Source organism: Flagellimonas algarum (assembly GCF_040513375.1).
Lineage (GTDB): Bacteria > Bacteroidota > Bacteroidia > Flavobacteriales > Flavobacteriaceae > Flagellimonas_B > Flagellimonas_B algarum.
Map to the genome: position 1 here is coordinate 1 of NZ_JBEVTG010000005.1, position 14,463 is coordinate 14,463.

The 14,463-nt window shown below is 47.0% G+C and carries 14 protein-coding genes; 8 read left to right on the forward strand and 6 right to left on the reverse strand.

Features of this window, described 5'->3' with window-relative positions; translation table 11 throughout:
• Window positions 1-279 precede the first annotated feature (279 nt).
• The 4 genes from thrS to rplT all read left to right on the forward strand — a co-directional run bounded on the left by thrS (window position 280) and on the right by rplT (window position 3,489).
• Window positions 280-2,220 carry a threonine--tRNA ligase gene (thrS, locus tag ABV409_RS16075; RefSeq protein ID WP_353878651.1) on the forward strand — a complete coding sequence of 647 codons (1,941 nt, stop codon included), beginning with the start codon at window positions 280-282 and terminating at the stop codon, window positions 2,218-2,220.
• Window positions 2,221-2,249: 29 nt separating this feature from the next.
• Complete coding sequence (infC, locus tag ABV409_RS16080; RefSeq protein WP_425590015.1) at window positions 2,250-2,807, forward strand: translation initiation factor IF-3; 558 nt, start codon at window positions 2,250-2,252, stop codon at window positions 2,805-2,807.
• A gap of 51 nt (window positions 2,808-2,858) precedes the next feature.
• A complete protein-coding gene (gene rpmI, locus ABV409_RS16085) occupies window positions 2,859-3,056 on the forward strand; it encodes a 50S ribosomal protein L35 (protein WP_108115928.1) in 198 nt (65 codons plus the stop codon).
• Window positions 3,057-3,144: 88 nt separating this feature from the next.
• Window positions 3,145-3,489 carry a 50S ribosomal protein L20 gene (rplT, locus tag ABV409_RS16090; RefSeq protein ID WP_353878652.1) on the forward strand — a complete coding sequence of 115 codons (345 nt, stop codon included), beginning with the start codon at window positions 3,145-3,147 and terminating at the stop codon, window positions 3,487-3,489.
• Between the two features lie 52 nt (window positions 3,490-3,541).
• Here rplT and ABV409_RS16095 read toward each other — a convergent pair whose 3' ends face one another.
• On the reverse strand, window positions 3,542-3,964 hold the full coding sequence (locus ABV409_RS16095; protein ID WP_353878653.1) for a secondary thiamine-phosphate synthase enzyme YjbQ: 423 nt from the start codon (window positions 3,962-3,964) through the stop codon (window positions 3,542-3,544).
• 71 nt (window positions 3,965-4,035) lie between these two features.
• Between ABV409_RS16095 and ABV409_RS16100 the strand changes: the two genes are divergently transcribed.
• The 3 genes from ABV409_RS16100 (at window position 4,036) to ABV409_RS16110 (ending at window position 7,106) form a co-directional block, all read left to right on the forward strand.
• Window positions 4,036-4,824, forward strand: a complete 789-nt coding sequence (locus tag ABV409_RS16100) for an HAD family hydrolase (protein ID WP_353878654.1) — start codon at window positions 4,036-4,038, stop codon at window positions 4,822-4,824.
• Between the two features lie 68 nt (window positions 4,825-4,892).
• Window positions 4,893-5,465, forward strand: coding sequence for an SUMF1/EgtB/PvdO family nonheme iron enzyme (locus ABV409_RS16105; RefSeq protein ID WP_353878655.1), 573 nt, complete (start codon window positions 4,893-4,895; stop codon window positions 5,463-5,465).
• Window positions 5,466-5,480: 15 nt separating this feature from the next.
• Window positions 5,481-7,106, forward strand: a complete 1,626-nt coding sequence (locus tag ABV409_RS16110) for a sulfatase family protein (protein WP_353878656.1) — start codon at window positions 5,481-5,483, stop codon at window positions 7,104-7,106.
• A 13-nt stretch (window positions 7,107-7,119) separates the two neighbouring features.
• Here the strand turns inward: ABV409_RS16110 and ABV409_RS16115 are convergent, their stop codons facing one another.
• The 5 genes from ABV409_RS16115 to tgt all read right to left on the reverse strand — a co-directional run bounded on the left by ABV409_RS16115 (window position 7,120) and on the right by tgt (window position 13,441).
• Entirely contained in the window at window positions 7,120-8,355 is a 1,236-nt protein-coding gene (locus tag ABV409_RS16115; RefSeq protein ID WP_353878730.1) for an asparagine synthetase B, read from the reverse strand.
• Between the two features lie 73 nt (window positions 8,356-8,428).
• A complete protein-coding gene (gene dnaB, locus ABV409_RS16120; RefSeq protein ID WP_353878657.1) occupies window positions 8,429-9,976 on the reverse strand; it encodes a replicative DNA helicase in 1,548 nt (515 codons plus the stop codon).
• Window positions 9,977-10,175: 199 nt separating this feature from the next.
• A complete protein-coding gene (locus tag ABV409_RS16125; RefSeq protein ID WP_353878658.1) occupies window positions 10,176-11,129 on the reverse strand; it encodes an acetyl-CoA carboxylase carboxyltransferase subunit alpha in 954 nt (317 codons plus the stop codon).
• 99 nt (window positions 11,130-11,228) lie between these two features.
• Window positions 11,229-12,311, reverse strand: a complete 1,083-nt coding sequence (locus ABV409_RS16130) for an LptF/LptG family permease (protein WP_353878659.1) — start codon at window positions 12,309-12,311, stop codon at window positions 11,229-11,231.
• The gene (gene tgt / locus ABV409_RS16135; RefSeq protein ID WP_353878660.1) at window positions 12,311-13,441 is read right to left on the reverse strand and encodes a tRNA guanosine(34) transglycosylase Tgt; all 1,131 of its coding nucleotides are present in this window, start codon (window positions 13,439-13,441) and stop codon (window positions 12,311-12,313) included. The genes ABV409_RS16130 and tgt overlap by 1 nt, the downstream gene beginning before the upstream one ends.
• Window positions 13,442-13,597: 156 nt before the next feature.
• Here tgt and ABV409_RS16140 point away from each other — a divergent pair, with 156 nt between their 5' ends.
• Window positions 13,598-14,443 carry a transketolase gene (locus ABV409_RS16140; RefSeq protein WP_353878661.1) on the forward strand — a complete coding sequence of 282 codons (846 nt, stop codon included), beginning with the start codon at window positions 13,598-13,600 and terminating at the stop codon, window positions 14,441-14,443.
• Window positions 14,444-14,463: the final 20 nt, after the last annotated feature.

Consider the following 14,463-nt stretch of genomic DNA (forward strand, 5'->3'; position numbering starts at 1 on the left):
TTATCTCGCGCCCTACTGACTCGCAAAGCGGGTGCAAATATAAAACCCTTTTTCCATTACGGCAAAACGTTTTTGAATAAAAACACCAAAAAAAATCAACAGTTTGATTTCCAATTGTTTATAACTCAAAAAAAAGCACTCTAGTGCGTCACCTCTTGATAGGACCTTGAAAACAATCGGACATAAAAGATACAAAAAAGTAAATCACCCCACAAACAGGGCATTGCAACCTCCTATCAAGATAGTATATTTGCCTCCAATTCAATTGAAGGTTATCTCATGATCAATATTACCTTACCCGATGGGGCCGTCAAACAAATGCCGGCAGGCAGCACCGTGCTGGATGTCGCGAAAAGCATTAGTGAAGGACTGGCAAGGAACGTACTCTCGGCGCAATTCAACGACCAGGTCGTCGAGTCGACCACCGCTCTGCACGAAGATGGCACACTCACTTTATATACGTGGCAGAACGAAGAAGGCAAAAAGGCCTTTTGGCATTCGACCTCCCACGTGGTCGCCCAGGCGTTGGAAGAATTGTACCCGGGCATCAAACTGACCATCGGTCCTGCCATCGCCAACGGTTTTTATTATGACGTTGATTTTGGGGAACATAGCATTTCTGACAAGGATTTTCCGACCATAGAGAAAAAGGCCCTTGAAATCGCAAGGGGCAAGCACGACTTCAAGATGCGTGGGGTTTCCAAAAGTGATGCCCTATCCTATTACAAAGGGCAACAAAACGAATACAAGATCGAATTGATCGAGAACCTTGAAGACGGCGACATCACCTTCTGTGACCATAGCAGCTTTACCGATCTTTGCCGTGGGGGGCACATCCCCAATACGGGCATCATCAAGGCCATCAAGATCTTGAGCATTGCCGGTGCCTATTGGCGGGGTGATGAAAACAACACCCAATTGACCCGGGTGTACGGCATCTCATTCCCCAAACAAAAGGAATTGACGGCCTATCTTGAAATGCTCGAAGAAGCGAAAAAACGGGATCACCGGAAACTGGGTAAGGAACTCGAGCTCTTCACCTTTTCCCAAAAGGTCGGCCAAGGGCTTCCCCTATGGTTGCCGAAAGGCGCTGAATTGCGGGACCGATTGGAACAGTTCCTGAAAAAAGCACAGAAAAAAGCCGGTTATGAAATGGTGGTCACCCCGCATATCGGCCAAAAAGAACTCTATGTGACCTCCGGGCATTATGCGAAGTACGGGGAAGACAGCTTTCAACCCATCCACACCCCTAAGGACGAAGAAGAGTTCTTACTCAAACCCATGAACTGCCCGCATCATTGCGAGATCTACAACGCTTCACCCTACAGTTATAAAGACCTTCCGAAACGGTATGCCGAATTCGGAACCGTATATCGGTACGAGCAAAGTGGGGAATTGCATGGGTTGACCCGCGTACGTGGCTTTACCCAAGATGATGCCCACATTTTCTGTACCCCGGATCAATTGAACGATGAGTTCAAAAACGTCATTGATCTATCCTTATACGTTTTGGGTTCTCTGGGCTTTGACGATTTCACCGCCCAGGTTTCGGTACGGGATCTTGACAAACCGGAGAAGTACATTGGCGAAGTGGGGAATTGGGAAAAAGCGGAACAGGCCATCATCAGCGCCGCGGAGGAAAAAGGATTGAACTTTGTGATCGAAGGTGGGGAAGCCGCCTTTTACGGACCCAAACTCGACTTTATGGTCAAGGATGCCTTGGGGCGCAGTTGGCAATTAGGGACGATCCAGGTGGATTATAACCTGCCCGAACGTTTTGACTTGACCTACAAAGGCAGTGACAACGAACTGCATCGACCGGTCATGATCCACAGGGCACCCTTCGGAAGCTTAGAACGTTTCGTGGCGATTTTGTTGGAGCATACCGGCGGTAACTTCCCCTTATGGTTGATCCCGACACAGGCTATCGTACTGCCAGTCAGTGAGAAACATGAAAAATATGCTGAAAAAGTTTTGAATTCGTTGGAAAATCACGAAATTCGCGCGCTCATTGATAATAGGAACGAGACCGTAGGGAAGAAAATACGGGAGGCCGAGCTGAAAAAAATACCTTTCATGCTCATTGTTGGTGAACAAGAGGAAGCCAACGGTACCGTATCGGTTCGGAAGCATGGCGGCGAAGACCTCGGCGCCCTTGAAGTAAGCGGGTTTTCAGACTTGGTTGCCAACGAAATAAATAGTACCTTAAAGTCGTTCTAGAGCATTACGTTTAATTAAAACAGAGAGTCATAGCAATACGAAGAAGATTTAGGCCCCAGCCAAGGAGGGAAAACAAGAACCCTCACAATATCAATGGTAAAATCACGGCCCAAGAGGTCCGTTTGGTCGGGGATAATGTCGAAATGGGGGTATACCCCATTCGCAAAGCCTTGGAGATTTCCAGGGAATTGGAATTGGATTTGGTGGAAATTTCGCCAAAGGCCAATCCGCCGGTTTGTAAAGTGATCGATTACAAAAAGTTCCTTTACGAACAAAAGAAACGCGATAAGGCCTTGAAAGCGAAAGCGACCAAAGTCATCGTGAAAGAAATCCGGTTTGGCCCACAGACCGATGATCATGATTATGATTTCAAGAAACGCCATGCGGAAAAATTCTTGAAAGACGGGGCGAAACTAAAGGCATATGTCTTTTTCAAAGGCCGTTCGATCGTTTACAAAGACCAAGGAGAGATCCTATTGTTGCGATTGGCCCAAGAATTGGAAGAGTTCGGTAAAGTCGAACAAATGCCGAAACTGGAAGGAAAGCGGATGACGATGTTCATCGCACCGAAAACTTCCAAAAAATAAGCGGGATGCCCATTGCTTCGGCAAGTGGGCAAAATTTATAAAAAAGGAGAAATGCCTAAAATGAAAACAAAGTCCAGTGCCAAGAAGCGGTTCAAGTTGACCGGCACCGGCAAAATCAAAAGAAAGCACGCTTTCAAGAGTCACATCTTGACGAAGAAATCGAAAAAGCGTAAGCTTAAGCTGACCCATTCGACATTGGTCCACGATTCGGATGTCAACAGCATCAAAGAACAGTTGCGTTTAAAGTAAACCGTTCTACAGGTACATTAAGTATTAACCATGGAGCCAGGCTTACAAAGTGTCGTTAGACCGCCTGCTACAAAAAAATGAAACAAAAATGCCAAGATCAGTAAATTCAGTTGCTTCAAGAGCTAGAAGGAAAAAAGTGATGAAGCAAGCCAAAGGTTACTTCGGAAGAAGGAAAAACGTTTGGACAGTTGCCAAAAACGCGGTTGAAAAAGCAATGCAGTATGCATACCGCGATAGAAGAAATAAAAAGAGGACGTTTCGCGCCCTATGGATCACACGTATCAATGCCGGAGCCCGTTTGCACGGTATGTCGTATTCACAGTTCATGGGGAAGGTCAAAGCCAATGGAATCGAGCTCAACCGTAAGGTGTTGGCCGATTTGGCGATGAACCACCCTGATGCCTTCAAGGCCATCGTCGAGAAAGTGAAATAAATCCAATAACGAATTCCCGCTTTTAAATCCCATGCCGTTCGCATGGGATTTTTTATTGCCCATAAGCGGTCACCACCAGACGGCGGCCTGAGGCATGGTTACGATGCTCGCAGAGATAAATACCTTGCCAAGTGCCTAGGTTCGGTCGCCCCTTGCTTATCGGTAGCAAGACCGAAGCACCCATTAAGGATGCCTTGATATGGGCCGGCATATCGTCAGGACCTTCAAAAGTGTGCCGGTAATACGATTGATTTTCGGGTACCATCACGTTCATATGACTTTCGAAATCGACACGCACCGTCGGATCGGCATTCTCATTGATCGTTAGACTTGCCGATGTGTGTTTGATGAATACCTGTAAGAACCCGACATTGATGCGTCCAATTTCCGGAAATTGCCCCAAGACTTGATCGGTAATTAGATGAAAACCCCTTGAAAAGGGTGGTAAGCTGAATTCGGTTTGATAGAACTGCATAACAAGAAATTGATCGGATTCGGAGCGCAAATTGGTCAATCGGAGTACCTTTGTGCCCTAACTCCAAAACTATGGACTTTTCGCAAATAAAAATGGTCGTTACCGATATGGACGGCACCCTGCTCAATCCTGCCCATGAGGTCAGTGATCGTTTTTATACGGTATTCGAAAAGCTCCAAAAAAAGGGGGTCCGCTTCGTGGCGGCAAGTGGGAGACAGTACCATAGCATCATCGACAAATTGGATCCCATAAAAAATGACATCACCGTCATTGCGGAGAATGGGGCGTTTATGGTTGAAAAAGACCGTGAACTATTAGTGACCCCTATTCCACAACAGCTGAAAGGGGAATTGTTGCATACCATTGATCAGGTACCAGGAGCCCATGCCATGCTTTGTGGAAAGTACAAGGCGTACTTTGATGGCCGTTCGGCGCCTTTTTTGCAAGAGCTCAAAGAATACTATGCGAGTTTTGAAGTACACGAATCTTTGGAAGGTATATCCGATGAGATCATCAAAATCGCGGTATATCACGACCGAAACGCTGAGGCCCATATTTACCCGGCCGTTAAGCAGTTCGAAGATCGGGTCAAGGTCAAGGTTTCCGGTGCCCATTGGGTCGATCTTAACCATAGCGATGCCCATAAGGGACACGCCCTGGCCATGCTCATGCAACGTCATGGACTGACATCGCAAGAAGTGATGGTATTCGGTGACTATAACAACGACCTTGAAATGTTATCGCTTAGCGACTACAGTTTCGCCATGGCCAATGCCCATCCGAACGTGAAGAAAGTGGCCCGATTTGAAACCTTGGGCAACAACGCCTACGGGGTCGAGGTCGTCTTGGAAGGCATTTGAGCAACGCACTTGGTCATAAGTATCGCTTTTTCGTTATCTTCCCTTTCAACGTGAATTAACTGAGTCACATGAAACCTATCGGTTTAACCATCCTGCTAACGGCACTGCTCATCGGGTGTTCGAAGCGAAACACCTTGGAGGTGGTCACCGTTGCCGATTTCGAATCCTTCGTCAAGGCCACGGGCTATGAGACCGATGCGGAACGCTATGGGTGGTCCTTCGTGCAAGAAGACGTATTGACTTTTACCATAGTAGAGGCAATCGATTGGAGAAGTCCAAGGGGCAAACAGCATGCCTCATCCGACATGCCGGTGACCCAAATCAGTTTCAATGACGCCTTGGCCTATTGCGAATGGTCGAAGAGTCGATTACCGACCTATGAGGAATATTGGGAGTTGGTGGCCAAGGATGGACGCCCCATGATCATCGATCAAAAACAGCCCGCAGCTGCCCTAGAAGCCCATACTATTGGGAATGTCTGGGAATTGACCACCAGTGAAAACCAAAAAGGCGAGATCCGGTTGGCAGGAGGGTCCTATCTATGCAGCCAGCATACCTGCGATGGATCCAACCCCGATCGAAAATTATTCGTTGATAAATCCACCGGAAACTCACATATCGGTTTCGCGGTAATACGTTGACCAAAAATATTGATTATGAGAACCCTTTACCTGTTGCTATGGTTGTCGATGTTCATGCTTCCCGGTAATGAACACCTACCAACCTTGCATACCGAAAAACCACCGGCGAAACGCCCGAATATCATTTTCATCATGTCTGATGATCATGCCTATCAGGCCATCAGCGCTTACGGCAGTCGTTTGAACCAAACCCCGAATATCGATCGAATCGCCAAAGAAGGGATGTTGTTCACCAACGCCTGTGTCACTAATTCGATATGCGCCCCTTCAAGGGCGACCATATTGACAGGGACCCATACGCATATCAATGGAAAAATCGATAACCACTTCCCTTTTGATACGACCCAAGTCACCTTTCCGCAATTGTTTCAAAATAGCGGCTATAAAACCGCCATGTTCGGAAAGCTTCATTTTGGGAATAGTCCTAGAGGGGTCGATGAGTTCATGATCTTACCAGGCCAAGGCAATTACATCAACCCCGATTTCATTACCACTTCGGGAGATACGACACGTATCGAAGGATATACGACCGATATCATCACCGACCTGACCCTCGATTGGCTGGAAGAAAATGGTGATGGAGCCCCCTTTATGATGATGTATCTTCATAAGGCACCGCACCGACCTTGGTGGCCAAGGCCGGATAAGTTCGCGGAGTTTTACCAAAAAACCTTCCCTGAACCCGAAACCCTATTCGATGCCTATGAAAATCGGGGCACGGCGGCCAAAACCGCTGAAATGAACCTACTGCACCATATGATGTACAACCATGACAGTAAAGTTCGGCCAGAAACCATTGCCCGAATGGGAGATCGTGCCCTACCCAAAGTCAAAGAATACCCCAACGGATTTTATGGACCTTACAATCGGGCGAACCCAAGTCAAAAAGCGGCCTATGAACCCACTTTGGACGCCATTAATACCGATTTTGAAACGAGATGGCCTACCATGGACGACAAGGAAAAAATGCAATGGAAATTCCAACGCTACATGCAGGATTACCTAGCCTGCATCGCTTCGGTCGATGACAATGTAGGTCGACTGTTGGACTATCTTGATGAAACCGGATTGGCAGAAAATACCATTATCATCTACACCTCGGACCAGGGTTTTTTCTTGGGGGAACACGGTTGGTTCGATAAGCGTTTTATCTATAATGAATCATTTAAAACCCCACTCTTAGCGCGGTGGCCCAATAACATCAAGCCGGGCAGTGTGGAAACCAAGATGGTACAAAACCTCGATTTTGCCCAAACCATGCTCGAAGCGGCCGGTATTACGGCCCCTGAACACATGCAAGGCGAAAGCCTCATGCCCTTACTGTTGGGTAATGAAAACCAGTGGAAACGTGATGCTGTCTATTACCATTATTACGAATACCCTGCGGTACATATGGTGAAAAGGCATTATGGGGTGGTTACGGAAGCGTTCAAATTGGCCCATTTTTATCATGATATCGATGAATGGGAGTTGTATGATAGACTAAAAGATCCTAACGAGCTTCGAAACCTTTATCACGACCCGGAGTATCAGGACACGGTTATGACCCTGAAGTCCAAGCTAGCGAATCTTCGTAAAACCTATAAGGATTCAGCTGCTTTGGACCAACGTTTTATCCAATTATACGAAGCCAAACGCTAACCATAGTCCTGGCTCAGGTTTTCTGCTTCTTCTTTTTCGCAGCCGGAAACAACACATTGTTCAGTATCAACCGATAACCCGGGGAGGTGGGATGGAGCTCCAGCTCCGTTTTGGGGTCCCCTACCCGATGCTGGTAATCTTCGGGATCATGCCCTCCGTAAAAAGTAAAGAATCCCTTTCCTTGGATGCCATGGATGTACCGTGCCTCGCCATTGAGTTTGCATTCACCCAAAACCATGACGGTTGGTTTGACCTCATCGCGTTGAAAAGAAGTCGTTTGCCCCATAAACCCTTTGACAAGGGTAGTATGGTTCTGTGTCAACATCGTTGGAACGGGATCCCATTTGGCAGAAAACTCCATCAGTGAGAAATAGTCCGATTCTCGGGGTACGTTCCTTCGTTTTCCGGTCATATCGATCGAGGAGAACTCATAGCGCAGCGGATTGCGTTCCAAGACAAAGTTCTTAAAGGCGAACGTTCTACCGAAATCGAGTTTTGACTGATACCCGGGATCCGAAGGATCACCATCGAACATGGGTTCACAAATATCCACTTCATGGGCCGCAAGGGCGATATCGAAACTGTCAGTGGCCGAGCACATGGCGAACATGAACCCACCCCCGATCACATACCTTCTGATTTTTTCGGCGACCGCGGCCTTTTCTTCCGATACTTTGTCGAAGCCTAGCCGACGGGCCCGCTCTTCAGCAATCCGTTTCGCTTCGATATACCAAGGGGCGGCACGATAGGCACCATAAAACTTACCGAATTGTCCGGTGAAATCCTCATGGTGCAAATGCAACCAATCGTAAAGTGCCAACTTATCGGTCAACACCTCTTCGTCATATACCGTTACATATGGGATTTCGGCGTAGGTGAGTACCATGGTGACGGCATCATCCCAAGGTTGGTTGTCTTTTGGGGAATAGACCGCGATCCGTGGGGCCTTTTCCAAAATAACAGCATCCTGGTTTTTAGAAGGACTTCCGATTTCAGCCAGAATCGTGGCTGCTTCGCTATCGGTCAGGATTTCGAAAGACACCCCTCGTATTTGACATTCTTGGCGCACGGCCTCCCCATCGGGCATTAAAAACGAACCACCACGATAGTTCAACAACCATTGTACTTTTTGTTGCTTGGTCAGCATCCAAAACGTAATGCCATAAGCTTTCAGATGGTTCTTCTGACCTTCGGCATCCATAGGGATCAATAGCACCGACGCCATGGAAGGCAAGGCGAACAGCAGCATACAACAAGCCAGAAGTAAGCGGTTTTTCAAACCGGCCACTAAGAACGAAGATGCATTCGTAAATTTTGGGAAATTAAAAAGGGATATCGTCGTTTTGATCCGATTCTTGGTCGTTGAAAGAACTACCGAAGGCTTGGTCGGTAGACGGAAGATTCGGAGTGGCAAACGGGTTTTCCTCATTGTCGTTCATCTTTGACTGAAACTCAAAAGGAGAATCAAAGTCATCTAAATTATCGAATTTACCCAGTGAGCCAATGAACTTTAACCTAATATTATCCAAGCCACCGTTCCGGTGCTTGGCTACGATGAACTCTGCCTGCCCTTGGGTCGGGGTACGTTCTTCGTCATCCCACTCTTCGATTTTATAGTATTCGGGGCGATAGATGAACGAAACGATATCGGCATCCTGCTCGATGGCCCCCGATTCCCTCAAATCCGACAAAATAGGGCGTTTACTGCCACCTCGGGTCTCTACCGCCCGCGATAGCTGGGAAAGTGCAATGACCGGAACGTTCAATTCCTTGGCCAGTGCTTTCAGGTTTCTTGAAATCGTCGAAATCTCTTGTTCACGGTTACCCCCTTTTTGGCTGCCCCCAGCGGTCATCAATTGCAAATAATCGATAATGATGAGTTTGATCTTATGCTGTGATGCCAGTCGGCGTGCTTTGGCCCGAAGATCGAAAATGGACAATGAAGGGGTGTCGTCAATAAACAAGGGTGCTTTCTCCAAAGCCTTAACCTTGACGTTCAATTGCTCCCATTCGTGTTTTTCCAAACGACCCGTTCTCAATTTTTCGGAAGATAGACCGGTCTCTGAAGAGATCAAACGTGTGATCAACTGTACCGAGGACATCTCCAAAGAGAAAAAAGCAACGGGTATCTCAGCATTGACGGCCATGTTACGGGCCATGGACAAGGTCAGTGCCGTTTTACCCATACCAGGTCGAGCGGCGATGATCACCAAATCACTGGGCTGCCAACCCGACGTCAACTTATCGACCTTGTCGAAACCGGACGGAATTCCACTTAAGCCTTCCTGATTGGCGATTTCCTCGATTTTTTTCTTGGCTTGGATGACCAAGTTTTGGGCCGTTTCAGCCGAACGTTTCAAATTGCCTTGGGTGACCTCGTATAATTTCGCTTCAGCCCCATCCAACAAATCGAATACATCGGTAGACTCGTTATAGGCGTCTTCAATGATCTCATTCGAAATTTTGATCAGGCTGCGTTGGATGTATTTTTGAAGGATGATCCGCGCATGAAACTCGATATGTGCCGAAGAAGCCACTTTTTGGGTCAGCTTGATCAGGTAAAAATCACCTCCAACTGCCTCTAAATGACCATCTTTCTTTAATTGGGAGGAAACGGTTAATAAGTCCACCGGTTCCGAAGATTCAAACAATTGGAATATCGCCTCGTAAATAAATCGATGGCCTTCCTTGTAAAAGACTTCAGGATGTAAAATATCGATGACTTCATCGACACCTTTTTTGTCAATCATCATTGCACCCAACACAACTTCCTCTAAATCAACAGCTTGCGGAGGTATTTTACCTCGCTCTAGATTGATTATGGTGGCTTTGTCGATTTTTCTACCGACTACGGGGTTGGGCTTTTCCATGAATGCGAAAGTATGCAATTAACGTTAGCTTAACCTAAGGATTACGGTCTCGCTTTTTTGACATGCTATGAACAAATTGCCTGAGGTTATCCACAATAGTTCAAAAAAACAAAATTTTTCTGTTAATAACGTTTTGATAAGTACTAAAAAAAATATGGCGCTATTAAGCGCCATATGAAAACCCCAGAAAAAGTGTGGTTTAGCCGTTATAGACCCCCATATCGGCATATTTATCCATCCTCGCTTTTACCAATTCTTTTGGTGATAACTTTTCAAGCGATTCAAAATGGGTCTTGATTTTGTTTTTGACGGTCTCAAAGGTCTTATCCCGATTGCTGTGGGCACCTCCTGCCGGTTCACGCACGATCTCGTCGATCAACTTCAAGCGCTTCATATCGGCGGCGGTCAATTTCAAGGCTTCGGCAGCCTGTTCTTTGAATTCCCAACTGCGCCACAATATCGAGGAACAGGATTCGGGTGAAATGACCGAATACCAGGTATTCTCCAACATCAATACTTTATCGCCGACCCCGATACCCAGTGCCCCTCCGGAAGCTCCTTCTCCGATGATCACTACGATAATGGGCACCTTAAGCCGTGTCATCTCCAAAATATTACGGGCGATCGCCTCTCCTTGGCCCCTTTCTTCGGCCTCAATCCCAGGATAAGCCCCTGGCGTATCGATGAAACACACAACGGGTACACCGAATTTTTCGGCCGATTTCATCAAACGTAAGGCTTTGCGGTATCCTTCAGGATTGGCCATTCCGAAATTACGGTATTGGCGGGTCTTGGTATTGTATCCTTTTTGCTGGCCGATGAACATGAAGCTCTGGTCACCGATCTTTCCTAGACCACCGACCATGGCCTTGTCATCACCGACACTGCGATCGCCATGCAATTCCAAAAAGGTATCACCGCAAATGGCATTGATATAATCCATGGTGTAGGGCCTGTTCGGGTGTCTTGACAATTGGACCCGTTGCCATGCGGTAAGGTTCTTATAAATTTCCTTCTTGGTCTCTGCCAATTTCTTCTCGATCTGTTGGCAGGTCTCGGTAACATCGACATCACTTTCTTCGCCGATCAACATGCATTTTTGAAGCTGGTCTTCCAATTCCTTGATCGGAAGTTCAAATTCCAAATATTCCATAAAAATCTGAGTTCTCGGTTTTGTTGGTGGGGCAAAGATAAGGTATTCGGCACAATCGAATCAGGGGTGCGATTCATCGGCCGCTCTTGTGGTAACCGACTATCGTTTAGCTTTTTGCAATAAAAACACCGCACAAATCCCGAAAATCATATTCGGTATGACCACGGCCAACAAGGGCGAAAAACCCGATTGCTCGGCAAGGGTACCGAAAACCCGGTCGAAGAAGATGTAAATAAAGGCCACACCGATCCCGAAAGCCAGATTGACCCCCATACCGCCCCGGCGTTTGACCGATGAAACGGCCACAGCGATGATCGTCAAGATAAAGGCTGCGATCGGTAGTGCCCAACGTTTGTACTTGACCAAAACATAGGTGTTGATATTCGAGGCCCCTTTGCGTTTTTGGTCTTCAATGAACTCGTTCAATTCGAAAAGGTTTTTGGTATCAGCGATATAGGAAACCGGCGTCAGGTCACCTATTTGAAAACTGAATACAGTATCCAAACGTCGTTTGGTCTCTACCCATTCATCGCCATCCCTGATCGTGCGTTTGGCATAGCTGGTCAGCCTATAGATACTGTCCTTCTCGATCCAACGGATATTGGCAGCGGAAAGCTTATACTCCAATTGATCGTCATCACCGAAATGCTCGTAAGTAAAATTGTAGCCGATTTGCCGGTTGGGTTCGAAACTGCTCACGTAGATATAATCCTTCTCGTTGAGCTGATTGAAAATATTTTCGGTCTGGCGGTCCGCTTTATGTTTTTTGAAGTATTTGTACTCGAATTCGTTATACCCGATACTCGCATTGGGAACGATGAACATCCCCATCATAAAGATCAAGATAGCGACCAATGACGCTCCGATCATATAAGGCCGCAAGAACCTCCAATAGGAAACCCCCGAACTCAATATGGCAACGATCTCGGTGTTGCCCGCCAGTTTGGAAGTAAAGAAAATGATGGATAAGAACAGGAATATCGGAAGTAGTAGGTTTCCAATGACCAAGGTGAAATTGCCGTAGAACACGATGACCTCTGCCAATGGGGCCTCGTTATCGATGATCTTTCCGATCTTTTCGGCCAAGTTGGCCATAATACCGATAGGAACGAACAACAGCAACATGCCCATGAAGGTCACGATATACCTCTTTAATATGTAGCGGTCGAGTATGGTCAGCATTACAGTCGCTTGTTCATTTGATTGACCATTTTATTTTTCCATTGCAAATAGTCCCCTGCAATAATATGCTCACGGGCGGTTCGCACCAACCAAAGATAAAACCCTAGATTGTGAATCGTAGCGATTTGTTTGCCTAGATATTCATTCGCAGCGAACAAATGGCGCAAGTAAGCCTTGGAGTATTCGGTATCGACATAGGTAATGCCCATTTCATCGATCGGTGAAAAATCGGCCTCCCATTTTTTGTTCTTGATATTGATCGTTCCGTGTGCCGTGAACAACATGCCGTTTCTCGCATTTCGGGTCGGCATGACACAGTCGAACATATCCACCCCAAGGGCGATATTTTCCAAAATATTGATCGGGGTACCCACGCCCATCAAGTATCGCGGTTTATCGAAGGGAAGGATATCGCAGACCACTTCGGCCATGGCGTACATTTCTTCGGCCGGTTCACCAACCGACAAGCCCCCTATGGCATTACCCACGGCATCGACATTGGCGATGTACTCTGCCGATTGCTTGCGCAAATCGGTATAAACGGAACCTTGTACGATGGGGAAAAACGCTTGGGAGTGCCCATACTTTTCAGGCACTTTTTTTAGATGTTCCATACATCGTTCGAGCCAACGATGGGTCATATGCATGGATCGCTTGGCATATTCGTAATCGCATGGGTATGGGGTACATTCATCAAAAGCCATGATGATATCGGCCCCGATCTCGCGTTGAATTTCCATGACCCGTTCCGGACTGAAGAAATGCTTTGAACCATCGATATGCGACTTGAAATTAACACCCTCTTCCTTGATCTTACGGGTTCCGGCCAGGCTATAGACCTGATACCCGCCGCTATCGGTGAGGATATTGCCGTTCCAGCCCATGAATTTATGCAACCCCCCTGCTTGTTCCAAAATACCGGTACCCGGTCTCAGATAAAGATGGTAGGTGTTGCCTAAGATGATATCGGGGCGTATGTCATTGCGCAGTTCCCTTTGGTGCACCCCTTTTACCGTGGCCACAGTACCCACCGGCATGAAAATCGGGGTCTGGATCGTACCGTGATCGGTGGTGATCTCACCGGCCCGAGCTTTCGAATCGGTATCCGTATGGGTCAAATTAAATTTCAAGGCCACATTTTAACGGGCAAATATAGGCAACTCTTCAGCTTGCGGTACTTAACAAAAGAATAAACTTTGTTCGAAAAGCATTTCGCAAAATATTGGCCATCGGTTTGCTCAGGACAAGGATTGCGATTACTTTTGAACGAATTAAAACCAGCACCTATGGCAGATATAAAGGAATTGGAACATCTTGTGGTTCAAGTCAGAAGGGATATCCTTCGGATGGTCCATAAAGTGAATTCGGGCCACCCTGGCGGCTCTTTGGGTTGTACGGAGTTTTTCGTTACCCTGTACAACGAAATCATGGAACTCAAGGAAGGCTTTGACATGGATGGGATCAATGAGGATGTATTTTTCCTTTCAAACGGACATATTTCGCCTGTATTCTATAGCGTTTTGGCCCGAAGGGGTTATTTCCCAATCGAGGAACTCAATACGTTTCGTTTGATCGATTCCCGTTTGCAAGGGCACCCGACAACACATGAAGGGCTCCCTGGTGTACGTATTGCTTCAGGTTCTCTAGGTCAAGGGATGTCCGTGGCCATCGGAACCGCCCTGGCCAAAAAGTTGAATGGTGATTCGCATTTGGTCTACAGCCTACATGGTGATGGTGAATTGCAGGAAGGCCAGAATTGGGAAGCCATTATGTATGCGGCCGGTAATAAAGTGGATAACCTGATCGCCACTGTTGACCGTAATGGCCAACAGATCGACGGTGCTACTGAAGACGTATTGCCCTTGGGTGACGTTGCTGAAAAATTCAGGGTCTTCGGTTGGGACGTGCTCGAAATTGAGAACGGTAATGACCTTGGCCAAGTTATCGCAGGATTGAACGAAGCCAAAAGCCGCACCGGCAAAGGAAAACCGATTTGCGTGGTCATGACCACCGAAATGGGCAATGGCGTCGATTTCATGATGCACACCCATGCCTGGCATGGAAAAGCCCCGAGCGACGAACAGCTCGAGAACGCTTTGGCACAAAACCCAGAAACACTTGGGGATTATTAATTCCCCAATGCAATCCATTC

What these genes read in the sequence shown, in the direction of transcription:
- thrS (WP_353878651.1), top strand. Translation starts at nt 280, where the DNA reads ATGATCAATATTACCTTACCCGATGGGGCCGTCAAACAAATGCCGGCA.
- rpmI (WP_108115928.1), top strand. Translation starts at nt 2,859, where the DNA reads ATGCCTAAAATGAAAACAAAGTCCAGTGCCAAGAAGCGGTTCAAGTTG.
- rplT (WP_353878652.1), top strand. Translation starts at nt 3,145, where the DNA reads ATGCCAAGATCAGTAAATTCAGTTGCTTCAAGAGCTAGAAGGAAAAAA.
- ABV409_RS16095 (WP_353878653.1), bottom strand. Translation starts at nt 3,964, where the DNA reads ATGCAGTTCTATCAAACCGAATTCAGCTTACCACCCTTTTCAAGGGGT.
- ABV409_RS16100 (WP_353878654.1), top strand. Translation starts at nt 4,036, where the DNA reads ATGGACTTTTCGCAAATAAAAATGGTCGTTACCGATATGGACGGCACC.
- ABV409_RS16105 (WP_353878655.1), top strand. Translation starts at nt 4,893, where the DNA reads ATGAAACCTATCGGTTTAACCATCCTGCTAACGGCACTGCTCATCGGG.
- ABV409_RS16110 (WP_353878656.1), top strand. Translation starts at nt 5,481, where the DNA reads ATGAGAACCCTTTACCTGTTGCTATGGTTGTCGATGTTCATGCTTCCC.
- ABV409_RS16115 (WP_353878730.1), bottom strand. Translation starts at nt 8,355, where the DNA reads ATGCTGCTGTTCGCCTTGCCTTCCATGGCGTCGGTGCTATTGATCCCT.
- dnaB (WP_353878657.1), bottom strand. Translation starts at nt 9,976, where the DNA reads ATGGAAAAGCCCAACCCCGTAGTCGGTAGAAAAATCGACAAAGCCACC.
- ABV409_RS16125 (WP_353878658.1), bottom strand. Translation starts at nt 11,129, where the DNA reads ATGGAATATTTGGAATTTGAACTTCCGATCAAGGAATTGGAAGACCAG.
- ABV409_RS16130 (WP_353878659.1), bottom strand. Translation starts at nt 12,311, where the DNA reads ATGCTGACCATACTCGACCGCTACATATTAAAGAGGTATATCGTGACC.
- ABV409_RS16140 (WP_353878661.1), top strand. Translation starts at nt 13,598, where the DNA reads ATGGCAGATATAAAGGAATTGGAACATCTTGTGGTTCAAGTCAGAAGG.